This is a genomic window from Streptomyces sp. NPDC038135 (genome assembly GCF_055601245.1).
On sequence record NZ_JBVJXS010000017.1, the window covers coordinates 1 to 17,185 of the forward strand.

Annotated in this window: 23 protein-coding genes; 12 read left to right on the forward strand and 11 right to left on the reverse strand. The window is 70.8% G+C overall.

Going from position 1 to position 17,185, the window contains the following annotated elements; all coding sequences use genetic code 11:
- Positions 1-435 precede the first annotated feature (435 nt).
- The 11 genes from ACZ7JA_RS35665 to ACZ7JA_RS35715 form a co-directional block, all read right to left on the reverse strand.
- Entirely contained in the window at positions 436-834 is a 399-nt protein-coding gene (locus ACZ7JA_RS35665; RefSeq protein ID WP_470812569.1) for a hypothetical protein, read from the reverse strand.
- Between the two features lie 427 nt (positions 835-1,261).
- Positions 1,262-1,528: a hypothetical protein gene (locus ACZ7JA_RS35670; RefSeq protein WP_470812571.1), complete on the reverse strand. Its 267-nt coding sequence runs from the start codon at positions 1,526-1,528 to the stop codon at positions 1,262-1,264.
- A gap of 226 nt (positions 1,529-1,754) precedes the next feature.
- Complete coding sequence (locus ACZ7JA_RS35675; protein ID WP_470812573.1) at positions 1,755-2,081, reverse strand: hypothetical protein; 327 nt, start codon at positions 2,079-2,081, stop codon at positions 1,755-1,757.
- A 363-nt stretch (positions 2,082-2,444) separates the two neighbouring features.
- Complete coding sequence (locus ACZ7JA_RS35680) at positions 2,445-2,753, reverse strand: hypothetical protein (protein WP_470812575.1); 309 nt, start codon at positions 2,751-2,753, stop codon at positions 2,445-2,447.
- A gap of 792 nt (positions 2,754-3,545) precedes the next feature.
- Complete coding sequence (locus tag ACZ7JA_RS35685; RefSeq protein WP_470812577.1) at positions 3,546-3,905, reverse strand: hypothetical protein; 360 nt, start codon at positions 3,903-3,905, stop codon at positions 3,546-3,548.
- A 344-nt stretch (positions 3,906-4,249) separates the two neighbouring features.
- A complete protein-coding gene (locus ACZ7JA_RS35690; RefSeq protein WP_470812579.1) occupies positions 4,250-4,561 on the reverse strand; it encodes a helix-turn-helix domain-containing protein in 312 nt (103 codons plus the stop codon).
- Between the two features lie 65 nt (positions 4,562-4,626).
- Entirely contained in the window at positions 4,627-5,181 is a 555-nt protein-coding gene (gene tpg / locus ACZ7JA_RS35695; RefSeq protein WP_470812581.1) for a telomere-protecting terminal protein Tpg, read from the reverse strand.
- A 116-nt stretch (positions 5,182-5,297) separates the two neighbouring features.
- A complete protein-coding gene (locus ACZ7JA_RS35700; RefSeq protein ID WP_470812583.1) occupies positions 5,298-5,666 on the reverse strand; it encodes a hypothetical protein in 369 nt (122 codons plus the stop codon).
- Between the two features lie 713 nt (positions 5,667-6,379).
- The gene (locus ACZ7JA_RS35705) at positions 6,380-6,556 is read right to left on the reverse strand and encodes a hypothetical protein (protein WP_470812585.1); all 177 of its coding nucleotides are present in this window, start codon (positions 6,554-6,556) and stop codon (positions 6,380-6,382) included.
- Between the two features lie 268 nt (positions 6,557-6,824).
- A complete protein-coding gene (locus ACZ7JA_RS35710) occupies positions 6,825-7,667 on the reverse strand; it encodes a protein phosphatase 2C domain-containing protein (RefSeq protein ID WP_470812587.1) in 843 nt (280 codons plus the stop codon).
- Between the two features lies 1 nt (position 7,668).
- A complete protein-coding gene (locus tag ACZ7JA_RS35715) occupies positions 7,669-8,583 on the reverse strand; it encodes a sigma-70 family RNA polymerase sigma factor (RefSeq protein WP_470812589.1) in 915 nt (304 codons plus the stop codon).
- A gap of 387 nt (positions 8,584-8,970) precedes the next feature.
- Between ACZ7JA_RS35715 and ACZ7JA_RS35720 the strand changes: the two genes are divergently transcribed.
- The 12 genes from ACZ7JA_RS35720 (at position 8,971) to ACZ7JA_RS35775 (ending at position 17,019) form a co-directional block, all read left to right on the forward strand.
- A complete protein-coding gene (locus tag ACZ7JA_RS35720) occupies positions 8,971-9,597 on the forward strand; it encodes a hypothetical protein (protein WP_470812592.1) in 627 nt (208 codons plus the stop codon).
- A gap of 78 nt (positions 9,598-9,675) precedes the next feature.
- The gene (locus tag ACZ7JA_RS35725; protein ID WP_470812594.1) at positions 9,676-9,813 is read left to right on the forward strand and encodes a hypothetical protein; all 138 of its coding nucleotides are present in this window, start codon (positions 9,676-9,678) and stop codon (positions 9,811-9,813) included.
- Positions 9,814-9,991: 178 nt separating this feature from the next.
- Positions 9,992-10,285, forward strand: coding sequence for a hypothetical protein (locus ACZ7JA_RS35730; RefSeq protein ID WP_470812596.1), 294 nt, complete (start codon positions 9,992-9,994; stop codon positions 10,283-10,285).
- 268 nt (positions 10,286-10,553) lie between these two features.
- Entirely contained in the window at positions 10,554-10,898 is a 345-nt protein-coding gene (locus ACZ7JA_RS35735; protein ID WP_470812598.1) for a hypothetical protein, read from the forward strand.
- 195 nt (positions 10,899-11,093) lie between these two features.
- Positions 11,094-11,273, forward strand: a complete 180-nt coding sequence (locus ACZ7JA_RS35740) for a hypothetical protein (RefSeq protein WP_470812600.1) — start codon at positions 11,094-11,096, stop codon at positions 11,271-11,273.
- 118 nt (positions 11,274-11,391) lie between these two features.
- Positions 11,392-11,850: a hypothetical protein gene (locus ACZ7JA_RS35745; protein ID WP_470812602.1), complete on the forward strand. Its 459-nt coding sequence runs from the start codon at positions 11,392-11,394 to the stop codon at positions 11,848-11,850.
- On the forward strand, positions 11,843-12,028 hold the full coding sequence (locus ACZ7JA_RS35750) for a hypothetical protein (RefSeq protein ID WP_470812604.1): 186 nt from the start codon (positions 11,843-11,845) through the stop codon (positions 12,026-12,028). The genes ACZ7JA_RS35745 and ACZ7JA_RS35750 overlap by 8 nt, the downstream gene beginning before the upstream one ends.
- 14 nt (positions 12,029-12,042) lie before the next feature.
- Complete coding sequence (locus tag ACZ7JA_RS35755) at positions 12,043-12,636, forward strand: DUF6197 family protein (RefSeq protein ID WP_470812607.1); 594 nt, start codon at positions 12,043-12,045, stop codon at positions 12,634-12,636.
- A gap of 112 nt (positions 12,637-12,748) precedes the next feature.
- Positions 12,749-12,997, forward strand: a complete 249-nt coding sequence (locus ACZ7JA_RS35760; RefSeq protein WP_470812609.1) for a hypothetical protein — start codon at positions 12,749-12,751, stop codon at positions 12,995-12,997.
- Between the two features lie 190 nt (positions 12,998-13,187).
- Complete coding sequence (locus ACZ7JA_RS35765) at positions 13,188-13,925, forward strand: hypothetical protein (RefSeq protein WP_470812611.1); 738 nt, start codon at positions 13,188-13,190, stop codon at positions 13,923-13,925.
- Positions 13,926-13,970: 45 nt separating this feature from the next.
- A complete protein-coding gene (locus ACZ7JA_RS35770; RefSeq protein ID WP_470812613.1) occupies positions 13,971-15,125 on the forward strand; it encodes a hypothetical protein in 1,155 nt (384 codons plus the stop codon).
- A 277-nt stretch (positions 15,126-15,402) separates the two neighbouring features.
- Entirely contained in the window at positions 15,403-17,019 is a 1,617-nt protein-coding gene (locus ACZ7JA_RS35775) for an FtsK/SpoIIIE domain-containing protein (RefSeq protein ID WP_470812615.1), read from the forward strand.
- The last annotated feature ends 166 nt before the right edge of the window (positions 17,020-17,185 follow it).

A 17,185-nucleotide genomic window follows, 5' to 3' on the forward strand; every position in this document is an offset into this window, starting at 1 on the left:
AGGCTGCATCAACTCTGCTGCCAGGTAGAATCACGAACCCTCCCCCACCACCCCCCGGGCCGAAGCCAGGATGCGTGGGGGACTGCCAGCCCCGAACCGCAGAACTGAGCGGAACTGACCTGACATCACCTGGCATACCGTCAGGGGAATCGGTCGAACCGTGCCGACCAGTGGCCTCTGCGCTGCTTGCATATGGGGAACATAGCACGGAGTCGGCCTACTGGGGATGCTTTCCGACCGTACTGGCGTGCTGACGTATCCGCCGCTTCAGCATGGATGATGCAGCGGGTAGGATCGTGAACGAATCTCGCCCACCTCCCCCCGGATCGGAGACCATTGCGCTGACGGAGACTTTTGCACTTAGATCGACCAAGCAATCGTGACATGGCCTGTGCATTCCGCCCGGGCAGTCCAACATCTCCGTAGTTCCGAAAATTAAGCTCGCGTCACGGCTACTTTATCTTCTCTCCTGAAGCGTTTGATGTGCTTGTTCACAGCTCCTAAAGAGCGGCCTGCAAAGGTCGCAATGCGCCGTTGGGGCCATTCCTGCCCATATCCGTAGCGCAGGCGGGCGGTGACCTGGGCGCTGGTCAGCAGCTCGGGCTTACAGCCGGGCGCGCAGTCGGCAGGCAGGCCGGGTAGGTCCCAGTCCCGAGAGAAAGGTTCGGACGCGAGGCCGGCAGGTCGGGGCCGGGTGGGGATGCCTCGGGGGGCGAGCGTGCGGTGGGCGCCGAGCTTCAGGGTAAGGCGGGCGCCGGGTTCGGTGTGCAGCTCCAGGTGGAGGCTGTCGGTGTCGGGCGCGCCTGGGGGCGAGTAGTGCAGGGTGACGATCACGGGGTCAACCATGCATGGTGAACGACGGGTGGCACTGTCTGGTGGCTGCCCTTCCCGGACAAAACGTGGCACCCGTGCGAACGTTGATAGGGCCTCTCACACAGCGAGCGTGACGTCGAGCCGTCATACCGGTCAGTTCGACTCGATTTTGTGACTGCGATGTGCCGCCTACATGACAGTGAGCCGCCTGGGGATGTACCGCGCCCTGAGCGCCATAGGTGAGCGTCTTATCGGCACCGGGCCTGTCGGCCCGGTCCGGCAGTGCGCCGCACCCGGCACGCAGGGACCACTGCAGGGCGATCACAGGGGCGACCACAGGGGAAGCGGAGCCCAGCCCCGCCCCTTGGCACGAGGCCCGGCATGGGGCTCGGCACGACGCCGGTACCGGCCCCCGCCACCGCAAGGGGCTGTGGGGGCCGGCTTCCCGTCAGCCGGCGGTCTCCGGGGCGATGCCCTGTGCCCGGGCGAGAGCGAACAGCACGCGCTCGATCGTGTCCAGGCGCTGCGCGATGGTCCGCTCGCCCGGGGCGCCGATCGCGTCGGCGAGGGAATCGATGTTCGAGAACGCCGTACTCTGCTGCTCCCGGATCTGCGTCAGCGCCTGGCCGTGCTCCGCCAGCGTGCGGCCGGTGCGGAACGCCTCCGCTTCCAGATCCCGCAGCCGCGCGTCATACGTTGCCGTCTCATCCCTCATGCCCACCATCCTGGCAGGCGCACCCGACCGGCCACCGCCGGGTACCGAAACCCCACCCCCGCCCCCCACCCGGCCAACAGCGGGGCGGCCTGTTCGCGAGGCGCGCCTTGCCACGGCCTGATTCCGTGGCGGGGCGGCGGCTATCGTGTGCGGCACGGGGCCGGGCTTGCCCAGCCCGGCTCCGAGGACAGACGCGGGCCCGCCGTGGCTCACTGCCGGCGTCCGGTCACGAGGCGATCCCCGCATTCCGGTCGCGATGGCCGTTCGTGGAGCCGAATACGGTTTTTTCGTGCGCCCACCATTCGTCGCCGGGAACATCCCAGCAATCGGCGTAGAGATCCGCATTCCCCGGCAGGACCGTGACCGCAGGGGAATTCCGGGAATGGCCCGTGCGCGGGCGCATGGCGTCGGCGGGATGGAGCTGGGCTGCCGCCTGGGTGTCGCAGGCCCGGGGCGGGTCCCCGGCCTGTGAGGCGGCCGGGGACGGGGCGGTGGCGAGGGCGGTGAGGACGGCGGCCGCGCCGGCCGCCGCACCGATGAGTCGTCGGATCATGCCCGGGTAACTCCCCTAGGGCGCGGCCGCGTCACGGGCCGGGCGCGGAAGATCACCCGCACACGGCCCGGCCCGCCCCCGCGCCTACAGGTCGCGGTGACGGCTCCTGATGGCGGTGAGGGTGGTCTGGGTGCCGCCGATGCACGCGGCCCGCCCGTGCTGCCGGGAGCAGCCGGACGGCGTGGTCGGCGCCGCGCAGCAACTCGGGGCGCCCCAAAGGCCGGGTCCGTGTGTGCGGATCAGCCCAGGACTCCACCCCTGCACGGTGGGTCGTGCAAATGCTGCGCTACCGCCTCCAGCCCATCCCTCCGGGCGAGGTCGCGTCCCGGAGCACACCCCGGGTCGCCTCCTGGGTCGCGGCGCCTACAGCACGGTGCCGCGCAAAGCGCGGCGGTCGCCGGTGATCGCGTAGCGGCGGGCGGCGAGACCGTGGTCGAGGGGTTCGCCGATCTCTTCGCAGAGCGGGGCGAGGGCGTCGGCGGCGGCCGTGTCGGAGAGGTAGGCGGGGGCGACCTCGAGCATCAGCACGCCGATCGCGTAGCTGCTGGCGCAGAGCTGGTCGGCGACGGCGCGCAGCTCGGCGGCGGCCGGGTCCGCCGGCTCGGCGGCGGGCGGTGGTGGGGGCGGGGTGGTGCGGACGTCGCGGACGGCCTGGTGGACCACCGCGCGCACGGCGGGCTCATCGAGGGCTTGGAGGCTGTCGTGGGCGAGTGCGGTGAGGCGGCGGGTGATCGCCTCCGCGACGTCGCCGCTGCGGGCGGAGACGGCGAGCAGGGCCCGCTGGGACAGCCGTAGTCGAGCGCGGCCACCCCGGTCGGGCTCGTGTCTCGCATGCGAGACAGGCCGGCGCCGCCGGCGGCGACCGCGCCGTGGATCGCGGTCATGGCACGGGCGATATCCAGGAGCCGGTACGCCTGCGCGCGGGAGATACCGAATTCCGCGACGCAGTACGACGCCCACGAGGCATGGCCGAACAGCAGCCAGACCCGGGCGGCGTGCGCGTCCGACACCCGGGCGGCGAGGACCGCCACCGAGCGCCGGACATCGTCCAACGCCTCCCGCAGCCCGGCCGTCACCTCCCGCGCCCGCGCCACACCGAGCGGCGCACACACCGGATCCGGACCGGCGCCGTGCTCTTGGTCCTCGCCACGCTCACCCACGAACCCCATCGTCCCCCGCGCTGCCCGGCCACACCAGGTCTGCTCCCGCACCCGTCCAGGAGTCCGCTGGGAGCCCGCTGAGGGTCCGCTGGCGATCCGTCCAGCGGACGGACCCACCCGTCTGCCGGACGGACTCCAGCAGACTCCCAGCGGGCCGCCAGCGGACCTTCGGACGGGCGAGGCGGGTGGATCTCGTGGGGGGAGAAGGCCAGCGGAGCGAGGGTGAAGGTGCTGACCACCAGAGCGCGGCCCGCCAGGCGGGGCCGCGCCTGCATCGGCAGGAACGGCCCCCGGACGTACGCGGCTACTTCCCGAGCCATTTCCGAACGGTCATACGGTCGACGCCGGCGGCGCGGGCGAATCTGGTTTCGGCCCCATGGCCCGCGGCCGGAATCTGCATGAGGGCGGCCTGCCGCAAGCCGGCCATCGCACGGACCTCAGCCGCCCTGGCCTCGGCGCGGCTGGCGGCCAATTCCTCCACGACGCCCTCGTCGCCGCTGATGAGGCGGTAAGCGACCGTCAGAGCCACAGCGGCCTCATCCCGGTCATCCTCGTCGGGATAGTGAGCCTCGATCTCGTCGGCCTGCTGGAGCAGATCTCGGATCTGATCCTCGTCCAGGCCGTGGTCGTCGCCGAGCCAGGCCTGAAGTTCGTACCGCTGCATGGCGCCCTTTCCGAGGAACGACTCTCGCTCCTTCTGTAGAGCACTCTACAGATTAATTGTAGATGCGTCTACAGATTGGGGTGCAGGGTGGTGCTGCCGTTTCTCGTCGGCATCGACTTTGCTGCGCCCGGGGTGCCGTTCCTGGTCATCGACATCCGCTGTGCTTCTCGGCGTACAAAGCCAGCCGCCGGTCAGTGAACGGCCCGGCTCGTACGCGTACGCACGCGTGTAGAGCCCGGATCCATTCACCCCTCCCGGCCCGCGTGAACGTGAACGCCCACACCCCCCGGCCCCCGGAGGCGCTGCATGCCGATCCGAGCGCCGAACACGGCCAGCCCCCGCGTCTACAGGTCGCGGTGACGGCTCCTGATGGCGGTGAGGGTGGTCTGGGTGCCGCCGATACACGCGGCCCGGCGTGCGGCCGGGAGGAGCCTCACGGCGTGGTCGGCGCCGCGCAGCAGCTCAGGCGCGGGGATGCCGTAGTGCGCGGCGAGCCGGTCCAGGTCGGCGAGCGACCAGGCCGTGGTGCCGGCCTGTTTGCGGCTGATCTGCCCCTGGCTCAGGCCCAGGCCGCGTCCGAGGTCGGCCTGGGTCTCCCCGGTCGCGTACATCAGGGCGGTCACGGTGAGCCGTAAATGCCGCTCCGTACTGGTCATATGGGCATCTCCCATCAGATATGCGCCGGATGCATTCCGGCAGGTCAGGGGCGGGGTGAGGCGTGTCAGAGGTCGAAGTCGAGCTGCTCGACGTCGGTGAACACCACGTCCAGGCCGTGGGCGCGGCGGCCGCCGTCGCGGAAGTACGTCTCGCCGAGGCCTTCGGCGGTGATCGCGCGCAGCTGCTGCTCGGTGGCGCCCGCCTGCTGGGCGTCGAAGAGGCGGGCAGCGTAGGCGGGAGGCAGGGCGAGGGTGAGGTGCCGGATCCGGGCGTCGTCGGTGGTACCGGGGGCGGCGGTGAACCCGAACCGCGCCCGGGTGTCGATGACGATGCCGGTGCTGGCCGCGGCCCGCCTGCGGGCCTGCTCCCGGATCCGGGGCTGCCAGCGGGCCCGCACCGCGGCCGCCAGGCGCCCGGCCAGATCCGGGCGGGGCCGGCGGATCTGGTCCTTCACGTAACGCTCCACGGTCCGCTGCGAGACGCCGAGCAGCTCGGCCACCGGCCGGGTGCCCTTGAGCTGCTTGACGAGGTAGCGCATCTGCGCGGGCGCGGACTTCGGGATCGGGCGGGTGAACGCCTTCTGTGTGGCGCGGTCCAGGCCGTCGGAGACCAGGCCCATGACGGGCACCTACTTTCAAGATCGGCTATACGAGCCTCTGAGCGCCTTTCCCGCCCCGCCCCGCCCGGAGAGACCCAGGCGGGACGAAAACGCGGCAGACGGGCGCACAGGGCGCTTCACGCGGTCGAGGGGGCGATGCGGTCGGGGTGGCAGCGCGGGCACTTCTCCCCGCCGCCCATGTCGCCGAGGGTCCGGAACCGCGGATTGAGGCGTGCGGCCGGGTTGTCATCGCCGCACTCGCCGCACCACTGCGGCAGGCCGGGCCGGCCGGATCCGGGCTTCCCGCCCTGCCCCTGGATCGGCGCGGTGGACCGCTCCGCGTGCTGGACCAGATCGGACCAGCCGCGCGCCGCCAGCTCCCGCGCCCGGTCGCACAGCCACGCCTCCGGCAGCCCCTGCGCGAGCAGCTCGACGGCCTGGCGCTGGAGCTTGGCCCGGGTGCCGTTCAGCACCGGCCGCCCGAGGACAGCGGCGTACGCCGCCACGACCCGCCCCCCCGCTGCCGCTGCGTTTTCGCTTGAACCCTCGCGCTGCGGCGGCACCTCAGCCCCGGAGGGGTTCCGCCCCTTCGGCGAAGCCACGCTCTCTTTCTCTCCGACCGGTGCTGTGCCCGGTGAGGCATCAGCGTCGGACGCGACACCCGCGCGGGGAGAGAGAGAAGAGGGATCTGAAGAGGGAAGGAGAAGGGGGGCGGAATCCGACCCCCCAGCCCCGTCGGAATCCGACCCCCCCCCGTCGGAACCCGACCCCCCCCCGTCGGAACCCGACCCCCCCCCGTCGGAATCCGACGGGGGGGCTGCGACGCCCGCTCCCTCCCCCCGGTCGGATTCCGACGGGGGGGCTGACCTGGGGGTTTCCTGCGCGGCGGCGAAGGTGAGTTCTTCGATGAGGCTCGACCCGTAGTCGGTGCGCTTGCGCTGCATGCTCGTGAGCAACGCAAGGTTCACGCGGTACAGGTCGGCGATCCTGGCGCCGTTCTTCGGGCTGTACCGCTCCCCGGCCGCCAGTAGGCCGCGCTTGATCAGCCGCTGCTTGTTCGCCTTCGCGGCCGTCATCTTCATGTGCGCCTCGTCCGCCAGCTGGCGCATGGACGCGATTACGTAGCCGCGATCGTCGGTGTGGTTGCAGCACGCCAACAGGAACGCGCCCTCACCCGTCGACAGTCCGTCGGCCCCGAAGGCGAGGTTCATGTGCTGGATCACCACGCCACCCCCGAGGTGCACTGGACGGTGGGGACGATGTCGGCCGCGATCGAGCAGTCGGCGGTGGTGAAGGTGGCCATGTCGTACGCGATCGGCATGTGGTGCAGCGCGCCGCCGCATCCGCGGAGGCGGACACCTCGCGGCGCGGCCGTCGAGAGCGTCTGGTAGTGCAAGGTGGTACATCTCCCCAGGTAGGGGAGCCGCGACCAGCGGTGTGACCTAGCAGGGGACCCGGAGTAGTGGTGATGCGCGATGGGGTGGCGCATACTCTGGGTACAGGTGACCGCGAGGGCCGCGAGGCCCACGGGTATCACCCCGGCGAGGTCACCTCACCGGATCGCGACTCAGTGCTTGTCAGGCGGATGAGTCGGGCTTGGAAGAGGCTCCGTTGTGGTGACGGGGCCTCTTCGCTTTAGGGAGGGCAGCGAAGCTCCGAGCTTTTCACTTGTGGCCGCCCTTCATGGGCTGCCCCATGTTTACGTACGCGGCGGTTGCATCGTCAGACCGCTTGAACCGAGGCCACCGCTCACCATTCGGGTCAGCGAGCTCTGCTTCTCGGGTGCGGGCGATAAGGGCGGCCGGCCCCTCGGTGCGCAGCACATCGAGGAGCTGCCCCCAGCTCAGGGCACCGAAGCTGTCAACGAGTCTGCTCGCGCCGTCCGTCAGTAGGGCTACTTGCCGGACCCGGTCAAGGGCGACGGTTCCGGTGATGGCCTCGTCGGCTGCAGTCGGGTCGGTTGCCGCCACCCAGTAGCCTCCCTGCCGGTTTCGCAGGCGCCGCTGAACGGTGACGAGTGCGGAAATCCGAGTGGCATGCTCCGAGGTGCCCGTCGGTCCCTGGAGTGCCGCACGCATCTCGTCATCAGCCACTTCTTCGACTCGCTTATCCGTGATGGCTTGAACGCCGTCGCCGAGATCGAGCACCAGTACGTTGTCGGAGAGCACCAGGTAGTCGAGGGCGTCATCCCGCTGCCGAATCATCGCGACGGTCGAGGCCGGGACGGCCTCCTGATCCAGCGCACAGCTGTCACGGTGAAGGTCATTGACCCTCGTGATGGCGTTCCGAAGTGCGTCGCGTAGCGGCACCGTGTTGTCACCGATCAGGTTGATCAGGCAGGAGCCGAGCTGTCGTACAAACCATGGGGTGCCATGGACGCATCCCATGGGCAGGTCCTGCGGTGCAGAAAGGCCGTCCAGTACGACGACACCGGTGGGGCTGGCATGGGCTGCGTCTTCGTTCGGGATGGTGTCCACGCCTTGGGCCGATGCCATGGATACCTGCACGTCAGGCTCCTTCCGGGCGGTAAAACGGCGTGATGCGTTCGCTCTCGATGATTTCCAGCGTCTCCGAGTCGAACCGACTGGCAATGAGGGTCGAGAAGCGCTTCGCCTTGAGTTCGCGGTGCACGTTGGCCAGCTCCTGGGTGAGCCAGTGGACGACTCCGCCGGAGCCGCGGGCATGGATGCCTGCGATGTAGAGGAAAGTCCCCTGGCCATCTGGCCGGGGGAGCCGACCAAAGTACGCGACATCGCCGGTCTCGCCATTGTCCATGGGAGAGCGGTACACCTGGCCGGTGTTCCGGTCGATGAGGTGCCAGCCATCATCGTCCTTGCCGAATCGCAGATGGGGATCGCCCTCGAGGATCTGCTCGATCAAGGGTGAGAGCCGGGGTCCGCAGATTACGACCAGGTTGTTCCGGTTGAGCCGGACGTTGCCACCGAGGGGGATCCGCTCGAAGCCGGCTTCGAGGCCGACATCTTCGGCCAGCTCGCGAAGCCGCTCGTATGTTTGGACGTCTTCGGTGGCGATGACGGGGCCTTGCACGGGCTTGTCTCGGCCGTCCTGCAGCTTGCCGTCCTCGAGCTTCTCCGCGAGAGCTACGGTGACTCTTCCGGAACCGAGGAACAGGCGCTCTGGCGGTGCGCCCTTGGCCAGCTGGCTTACTCGGCCTTTGCTGATGCCCAGTTCGGCCGCCAGTTGGGTGCTGTTCAACTGGCCCACGCGCAGCGTCTCGTTCATCGCCTCGTTGCGTACGACCTGGAACTCATTGCTGAAGTCCTGGATGCGGTTGGCCAGGGTATGGGCTGTCTTAGCCCGTGTCAGAGGGTCTGGCAGCTCTTTCAGTTGAGACAGGGCGGCGTCGAAAGCCGCGTCGAGTTGCTCTCTCGGTTGGGGCGGAGCCCCGTCAAGCCGTTCCATGTGTGCCTCCCTTCACGAGGTCATGTTTACCTCATTAAACCGCACAGGTTCAAGGTGGTTGACGCGCGGGGCCGAGGGGATCTATGGTTTCGGTGGCCGGGCGGTTTAGGGCGCTAAATAGCTCGGTTGCGTTGGGTATATCTGCACGTCAAGCGCCCGACCGCAGTAGTCGTCCGCCCTTCGGGGTGGCCGGGGTAGTCCTCAGCTCGCTGAGGGCGTGAGAGCACCATCGAACTCCTCCGGAGCCTGACGGCCGCGACAACTGTGTGCACGTCGCAGCGCTGTGCGCTGTCTGTCCTGCGGGACGCCGGCCTTGCGCCGTGTGGCCCGGAGGGCGGAGAGAGCATCGCGACGCGCTCCCTGCCACTCCGCCCATGAGGAGTCCAGATGACTGCTTCCACCCTTGAGCGCACCGCCCGCCCCCGGAAGAGCCGCACCCGCTCCCGCACCGTCAACGCCCGCCCGGCGCTCGCCCTCTCCACTCTCAGGCCCCACCAGTACGACCTGCGCCCCGCCTGCGCGTCGCTGGTCTGCCCCGACTGCACGACGTGGGTGCCGATTACCGGCCTCCAGACCAAGCAGCCCAAGCTCGTCCCGCACGACACCGGCCGCGCGGGTAAGGACGCGGCCGTCCGCTGCCGACTGGGCAGCAACCGCCTGGTCACCGTTGACGTGACGGTGAAGAGGTGGCAGGAGCGTCTGGAGGACGGCCACGCGGAGACCGGCCACCGCCGCCGGACCGCCGTACTGCCCAAGGCATTCAGCCCGCAGACCGACCGGACCCTGCGGGCCCGTGCGGAGCGCACGCCGGCTGGGCGCGTGGCCGACTGGAACGCCGTGCTGCCCCGCGTGGCAGCCGCCGACGAGAAGCGCCGGGCGGTGCCCGCTGGTGACCGCCCCACGGAGGCCCCCAGCGTGCCGCTGGCGCCGCGGGACGTGACGGCGCACGACCGGCGGCAGGCCGAACTGGGCCAGCAGTACACGGCCCGCGAGACCACGGCCACCGCCGCCTGACCCCGTACACCCCGACGAACGGCCACTGCCCGGGCCACCCCGCACCACGGGGCCACGCAGCACCGATGAGGAGATGACATGACGTGTGGGTTCTGTGACGAGGACAAGCCGGATGTAGAGGTCAGGCGGGACCCCTTCGCCTGGGAGGTCGGCGACGTCGACCGGCAGGTGCCGATCTGCCTGGACTGCATGCAGGTCCGCGCCGACGAATCCTGACCCCGCTCCGCAGCCTGCGCTGCCCACCGCCGGCCGCGCCCACCCCGGGCCCGGCCAGCGGTGGAGTGCGCAGGACGCACTGCCCCGCTGCTGTGCGGGGCCCCGTATACGACGAACCCCTCAGGTCTGCACTCCTGAGGGGTTCTTGTCGCAGGCCATCTCCGGGAGGACGACCCGCATGAACAGCATCGTATTCCGCCAGGCCCGCCCCGGCATCGAGGACGAGATCGGGCCGCGCCGTCCCGGCGCGATCTACCAAAACGTGGACGGCCGGTTCGAGGTCCTCGCGCTCGTCACCACTCCGGCCGACGCGGCGCAGCTGCTGCGCCGGAGCGCGGCGCGGTGGGCGGTGATCGTCCGCGACATCCTCCGCCCGGACGGGCAGCCGTTCGCGGTCGGGACGGTGTGGACGACGAGTGACCACCTGATCCGTGCCGCCCCCGACACCGGCGTTTACGCGACCGCGGCCTGACCGGCCCGCCACGGTCCCTCTCCCACCCCACCAGTGCGCGTGAAAGGGGGCGGGAGAAGGGCCGTGGCCGGCCGTCCGGCCCGCCAAAAGGTGACAGCCCCGTGAATCTGACCTCCCGGGGCTGTCCGGTCATCAGGAAAGAGGCGATCCCTTGACCACTGCGATCATGACACGTCCCACGGCTTCCGCGACACCGGTTGCCGTGAATCCGGAGTATGCGTGCGGCCGGTGCGGTGGCTGGCATGCCGCTGGTGCCTGTACCGCCGCCGTGCCCGCCGACCGCCGGCTCGGCGACCTTCTGGCGCGGATGGTGCGTGAGGCCGACGCCCGGATCCCGGCGGGCCGGCGGGCGCGCCGCACGCTGCAGGAGATGATGCCCGGCCTCGTACGGCAGCCGGTGCTGACCCTGCACCGCCCGGCGATGGCCGACGACGCCTGCCCGGTGTGCGGCTACTGGCGGTGCCGCTGCGCCGAGGCCAGCACCCCCACGCCCCCGCCGGCCGCTGCCGCCCCGGCCACCGCCCCGGTCCGCGCGTCCGGCAGCGGGCAGTGCAGCAAGTGCGGCGGCTGGTTCCCGGACTGGCCCGGCGGCGTGTGCGGCGCCTGCCAATAGCCCCCGGATGCCGCACCTCATAGCAGCGGCCCGGGCGGCGCAGCACCGCGCCGCCCGGGCCGCGACCGACGTCGGCCCCGGCCACCCGTCGACCCGTCTGCTCTTCGCGGCCGCCGCCCTGGCGGCCGCCGCGGCGTGGGACGCCGGGCACCGCGTCACCGACCTCCACCCACCCCCTCATGAGAGGAGTCCCGCATGGGATCCGCAGACCGCTGGCCCGACCTCACCGGCAAGACCTGGGCGCACAAGACCACGCCCGAGATGACCGACGCCGAGGTGACCGACGCCCGCGCCACCTTCGAAGCGGTCGGCCGCAACGACTACGAGAGCGAGTGGCTGCGCCGTCACGGCCTGCCCGAGGACTACGGCGACTGACCAGCTGCCCGATCCGCCCGTCTCGCACGGGCGGTGAGGGGAGCCGGGACAGCCCGCCCCTACCCCACCCGACCTGACGCCGCACCACCAGCCACCCACGCCCTCTGGAGGAATCGTCATGCCTGTCGTCACCGCATCCCGGGCCGCCGCACCCGCCCACCCGCCTGCCGCTGCTGCGGTCCGGTCGTCGGCCCCTGACACGGCCGTGCTCGCCGGTCTCTACGCCCGCCATCACCGGATGGTCCTTTCCCTGGTCGGGCAGCTGGTCGGGGTGCTGATCGAGGACGCGGCCTCGGATCTCGCCGAGGACCTCGCGCAGGAGGTGTGGCTGCGGGCCGCCGCCGGCGCCGTCCACCCCTCCACCGCCCGCCACGATCTCCACCACCTGGCCTGTCTGGTGGTGGCCGCGCACGACCGCGACACCCGCACCCGGCCCGTCTTAGCGGGCCTGCCCCCGGCCGTGCCCGCCGTTCCGGACTCCTGCCGCCGGCCGCTCGCCGACCACGGCCCCCACCTCCTGCACCTGCTGCCCGGCACCCCCGCCGACGCCACCGTCGTGGCCGCGCCGCGTGCCTGACGACCTGCACCGCCGCTACCAGGCCGCGCACCGCGCCTGGCAGACGCACACCACAAGCTGCGCCGCCTGCACCCGAACCGGCCCCGACTGCCCGGCCGGGCAGCGGCTGTTCGAGACGTTCGCCCGGCTGCAGGACGCCTACCTCACCCGACTCAACCAGCAGCGCCGCGCGCGCTGAAAGAGAGGCTCATCATGACCACGTCCATCCCCGCCCAGACCACCACCACCACCACCACCACGACCACCGCTGGCGTCGTGTTCGCCGATGCGGTGCTGGAGCGGGCGGCCGAGCTGGCCGCCGGCGCCTTCCGGCCGGTGTGGGTCGGCCCGTCCGGTGAGGAGTCCTCCGGCGAGGCGGTGGCCCGCCACCTTCAGGCCGCCGCCGACCTGCTGGACCGGCACGGCTGGGTCCGCGTCCACACCTACAGCACGCACTGGCACTCCCCGGCGGGCCCGGACCTGCCCGCCGAGGAAACGGCGACGGTCAAGGACATGCTCAAGGCGCTGCTGCGGTTCGTCCGCGACGAGAGCACCCCGAGCGCCGTCGATTCCCGGCGCACCCTGACCCGGGCGCTGTCGCACGCCGCCGACGGCGGGCACGGCGACAGCGACACCCAGTCCGTCGCCACCACCGTCCTGGACCTGATCGTCCGCGCCCACACCGGATCCGCCACCGCCCGCGCCACGGCGTGGTCGGAGCGCCTGACGCGCACCCACGCCGACGTCACCGCCCTGCTCACCGCCGGCGCGCGGTTCGCCCGCACGTACGGGCCCGCCACCAACTGACCGGCCGCTTCTGACGGTTGCCTGACCCGCCCGTCCCGCCGCACCACCGCGGCGGGCCGGGCGGCGTCCAGGGGAGCCGGACAGCCCGGCACCCACAGGGAGGGAAACCCACATGATCAAGACGATCCGTGCCCGGCAGCGGCACACACGCCTGATGAAGATCGCCGGGGACCTGGTCCGCAACGCGGCCCTGACCTCCTCGTCCGGCGACGTGCCCGGGCAGGTGAGCACGACGCAGGTCGCTTGTCTGGCGTTCGCCCGGCACCGGCTGCGTATCGAGGACGACGAGGCCGCGGACTACCTGGCCGCCGCCCTCACCGCCGCCGGTCACCGCACCGACCACCGGCCCGCCACCACCTGACGGCGCTCCTGCCCGGACAGCCCGCACGCTCCGCTGGGAGGAACTCGTGTCCCGTCTGATCCCGTTACGCGCGCCCCTGGACGAGTCCGGGCTGGCGCACGACCAACCACCCGCGCCGCCCGTGCCGCAGGCCACGGCCTGCGGCGCCGGGCATCGCCCGCCCGCCCCTTCACCTCGTCAAGGAGACGTCATGCCCGCCGGTCACACCATCCGCGTCACGCAGGACGAGAACCGCGAGATCTTCGCCCGGCTGCGGCCCTACTGGCCGCGCCAGTTGCGGAAGGTCGAGCCGCACCCCTCCGGCTGGGGACTGCTGTTCGAGTTCGCGCCGTTCACCGGCCGCGAGGAGCGGCCGTCCCTGCCCGCCGCCGTCTACCAGGACCCCAAGCTGCGGTACGTATCCGAGGCCGACGACGCGGCCGAGCACCGGCTGCGCCAGGCCGCCGACGTCATCCTGTCGGACGCGTACGAGACGGCGTACGCGCGGTGGAAGGACGCCGCCTACGTCGCCGACCTGAAAACGGTGGTGGGGGACGCCCCGGACCGGTGGAAGGCCTACGAGCGGGAAGCGAAGGCCCTCGCGTCCGCCTACGGCTACCTGCGCACCCCGCAGGCCGCCGCCGAGTGGCCGTCCGCCCTCTCCCGCCTGGTCGACGCGCAGGAACGCACCCTGGCCGCCGCCGCCGCGTTCGACGAGCGCGGCGAGGCGATCGCCGAGGTCCACGACAAGCACCTGTACGCCGATCTCGGCTGGGACGCCGCGATGAAGGCGGCCGGGCACCCCGAGGCGAGCAACTGGCATGTCGGCTCCCTGAGCGACTACCGCGGCTACCGCCGCGCCACCCTCGCCGACAGCGTGCGCCACCTCATCACCGAGCAGGACGCCCACGTCGCCAAGGTCGCCCGCCTGACCACCACCACCAACTGACTCCCCGGCCGCCCGGCCGGCCCTGAACCGCGAAAGGAAACACGAGTGAAGAGCAAGAGCAAGTGGAACTGGCGGTGGCCGTCGCCGCGCGGGCTGGTGCTCGGCGTCCTGGGTGTGGTCACCCTCGGGGTGGCCGTGCTGTCGATGGCCGTCAGCTACCAGATCCTCCAGCCGCCGTTCGGTAAGTGGGCGGTCCCGACCGTCGGCGCGCTGGACGCCCTGTGGGTCGTTTTCCAGGCGACCGAGATCCTGTCCTGCAACAACCGCCGGCGCGCGGGGCGGGTGCGGTGGGCGGGGCTGGCGCTGACCCTGATCAACGCCGCGATCCCCACCGTCGACCTGGCCCTCAGGCTGAAGGCCACCGGCGCCGGGTTCGACCTGGCCGTGGTCATCGCCCCGGTCGCGATCGTCTGCACCAAGGGCGCCTGGTGGATCGCGCTGCCCGCGCTGGGCCGGCGGGTGTCGGACACCACCCGCCGTACCATCGCGACCCGGCGTCAGCAGGTCGCGGACCAGCTGGAGGAGATGGAGGCCGAGGCCGCCGACCGGATCGAGCTGCTGGAGCTGGCCCGCGACCTCAACGAGCGGGTCTCCGAGGCCGAGACCGCCTACCGCCTGTCGGTCCTCGCCGCCCAGCAGGCCATGACCGAGGACCTGCACGAGCAGGCCGAGACCACCGCGAAGACGGTCGCCGAGAAGGTCCTGCCCCCTGCGGTCGCCGCGATCACCCTGCCCGAACTCGGCACCTGGAAGCCCGGCGCGCCCGCCCTGCCCGGCACGGTTACCGGCACGGAACTTAACCGCCGGGACACGGGAGGCACGCAGGTCAACGCCCTGCCGAACACAACCGGCACACGATCCGGCACACCCGGCGGCACGCTTTCCGGCACACCGGCACACCCGGCGGCACACACCGTCACGCTCGCCGACCTCGCGGCCGTCGAGGGCGTGCCGGTCCCCCAGCCCGGCGAGCAGCTGACCGACACGCAGATCGGCGTCGTGCTCCGGCACCTGCGCTACTCCGACGACCCGCCGCTCTCGTTCCGGCAGGCCCGCAGCTCCTTCCGCAGCGTCGGCTACCAGGGCAGCGAGGAACGCATCCGCCACGCCTGGGCCGCGCTGCGCGCCAACGAGGGCCACGGGGAGATGACCGACACCACCGACAGCGACGAGGAAGCGTCCGAGGACGCCGACGCCTAACCACACCTGTCCGGCACCACCAGTGAGGGCCAGCCCGCAAACAGCGCGGGCTGGCCCTTGCTGCGACTGCCGGAAACCAACGCAGTCGAAACGGTGCAGACCCGGTGAGTGACCTGGCGAGCGGACCAGTGGTTCGCAGACCCGGGGAGCAGACCCGGCGAGCACCCCCAGCACCCCCAGCACCACTCCCATCCCGCGCGTGCACGGCTCTCGTGTCCGCGTTTCCGCCACCAGTTGAGGAAGAGGCGTGTCAGGAAAACAAGCAGCCAGCGACGACATGTACGCGCAGGCCGCCGGCGGTATCGGCGCACTCGCGATCGCGGCGGGCACTCTCGCCGCGATCAAGGACAAACTCGGCCTGTCCTGGCCGGCGACCCTGCTCCTCACCGCCGGGGCCCTGGTCGCCCTCGGCTACACCGCCTGGAAGGCCAAAACGGCCCTCAAACGCCTGTGGGGACGCGAGTCCAAGCCCGGCAAGACTCAGACGGGCACGGCGGCGCAGGCGGCCGCACAGGCTGTCACGCTGCAGGCGGACGGCACCCTGGCCCCGGCCGAGACCGACGCTGCGCCGCACCCGGAACTCACCGCGGCCCTCACCACGGCCGGGGCCATCGGCCGGGACCAGATCATCAAGCGCGACGAGGCCACCGTCACCGACATCCCGGCCGGCACCATGTACGACTTCCTCGTGCCCGCAGGGCGCACCTACGAGGACGTCGAGAAGCGCCTGGGCACCGTGGCGGGCATGTTCCACGTCACCCGCCTGCACATGACGATGGAACGCAGCCGGGACAACGAACGCCGCGTGAAGCTGCTCAAGCTCCACGAACCGCCGTTCACCCGCCCGTTCCCCGCGCCCACCCGGCAGGAGATCGAGACGTTCGCCGGGATCCCGCTCGGCCACGACGTCACCGGCCAGCTCGTCGGCGTTCCCACCTTCGACAAGGCCTCGCTCCTGGTCGCCGGCATGACGCAGATGGGCAAGACCACGCTGATCAACGGGCTCATCACCTGCCTGCTGATCGCCTACGGCGAATTCGACCTGTATCTCCTCGACGGGAAATTCTGCGGGCTGACCAGGTTCGAACCGATCGCCACCCGCTACGAATCCTCCGACGACCCGGCCGTGTTCTGGAGCATGGTCCGCGAGCTGAACAACCTCTCCGACAGCCGGTACGAGCAAATCAAGGAAGCCGTCCGCAAGCGGCAGCCCGTACCGCGCTTCAAGCCGGTCATCTTCATCGTGGACGAGGCGGCCGACTTCTTCGCCTCCGGCGGAAGCAATGAAGAAAAAGACCAGGCGAAGCAGATCGTGAACGACACGCGGTCGCTGGTGTCCAAGTCCCTGGAATCCGGCATCTCCACGGTCCTCATGACCCAGCGCCCGTCCGCGAACGCGATCCCCGTCGAAGTACGCGACCAGTTCCTTTACCGCCTGTGCCTGTATGTGGCATCAGCGGGAACCGCCAAGGTCGCACTCGGCGACACCTATTTCGAAACCATCGCCCCGATCAACCCCGCCCTCCTCGACCCCGACATCAAGGGCCAAGGCGTCCTCTTCACCAAGGGACGCTCCACCCTCATCCGGGGATTCAACTTCGAGGATAAATTCATCTGGGAGACGGTCGACGAAATCGAATCCCGTCGGAAGAAAGCAGTGGACGCCGCGCCGGATTCACCGCTCAAGCAGGCTGTCGACCTGCTGCGGGACAAGGGCGTGGAGTTCATGTGCACGGCTGACCTGGCCCCGGCCCTCGGAATCCTGGAAGAAAGTCCGGTAATGCAAGGGCGGAAACTCTCCGCCCTGCTCGGCGTCACGTCGGGCAAGGACGACAAGGGTGTGCGCGGCTACCACCTCGCCGACCTCGTCGCCGCCCTGAAGTCCGGTTTGTGACACCTGCCGCATCCGCCGGAGCATCCGCCGGACATCCGCCGGGATCCGCCGGTCATCCGCCGGGAGCCACGCCTCCGGCGGATGCCCGGCGGATCCCTGGCGGATCCTCCGGCGGATACCAAACCCACGATGACCAGCCGAAACAGCGAAAACAGCCCCCGGAAGT

Excerpts from the sequence above, each read along its gene's own strand:
- ACZ7JA_RS35760 (WP_470812609.1), top strand. The coding sequence starts at position 12,749 with ATGATCAAGACGATCCGTGCCCGGCAGCGGCACACACGCCTGATGAAG.
- ACZ7JA_RS35745 (WP_470812602.1), top strand. The coding sequence starts at position 11,392 with ATGCCTGTCGTCACCGCATCCCGGGCCGCCGCACCCGCCCACCCGCCT.
- ACZ7JA_RS35690 (WP_470812579.1), bottom strand. The coding sequence starts at position 4,561 with ATGACCAGTACGGAGCGGCATTTACGGCTCACCGTGACCGCCCTGATG.
- ACZ7JA_RS35685 (WP_470812577.1), bottom strand. The coding sequence starts at position 3,905 with ATGCAGCGGTACGAACTTCAGGCCTGGCTCGGCGACGACCACGGCCTG.
- ACZ7JA_RS35740 (WP_470812600.1), top strand. The coding sequence starts at position 11,094 with ATGGGATCCGCAGACCGCTGGCCCGACCTCACCGGCAAGACCTGGGCG.
- ACZ7JA_RS35720 (WP_470812592.1), top strand. The coding sequence starts at position 8,971 with ATGACTGCTTCCACCCTTGAGCGCACCGCCCGCCCCCGGAAGAGCCGC.
- ACZ7JA_RS35715 (WP_470812589.1), bottom strand. The coding sequence starts at position 8,583 with ATGGAACGGCTTGACGGGGCTCCGCCCCAACCGAGAGAGCAACTCGAC.
- ACZ7JA_RS35765 (WP_470812611.1), top strand. The coding sequence starts at position 13,188 with ATGCCCGCCGGTCACACCATCCGCGTCACGCAGGACGAGAACCGCGAG.
- ACZ7JA_RS35670 (WP_470812571.1), bottom strand. The coding sequence starts at position 1,528 with ATGAGGGATGAGACGGCAACGTATGACGCGCGGCTGCGGGATCTGGAA.
- tpg (WP_470812581.1), bottom strand. The coding sequence starts at position 5,181 with ATGGGCCTGGTCTCCGACGGCCTGGACCGCGCCACACAGAAGGCGTTC.
- ACZ7JA_RS35730 (WP_470812596.1), top strand. The coding sequence starts at position 9,992 with ATGAACAGCATCGTATTCCGCCAGGCCCGCCCCGGCATCGAGGACGAG.
- ACZ7JA_RS35675 (WP_470812573.1), bottom strand. The coding sequence starts at position 2,081 with ATGATCCGACGACTCATCGGTGCGGCGGCCGGCGCGGCCGCCGTCCTC.
- ACZ7JA_RS35755 (WP_470812607.1), top strand. The coding sequence starts at position 12,043 with ATGACCACGTCCATCCCCGCCCAGACCACCACCACCACCACCACCACG.
- ACZ7JA_RS35725 (WP_470812594.1), top strand. The coding sequence starts at position 9,676 with ATGACGTGTGGGTTCTGTGACGAGGACAAGCCGGATGTAGAGGTCAGG.
- ACZ7JA_RS35775 (WP_470812615.1), top strand. The coding sequence starts at position 15,403 with ATGTACGCGCAGGCCGCCGGCGGTATCGGCGCACTCGCGATCGCGGCG.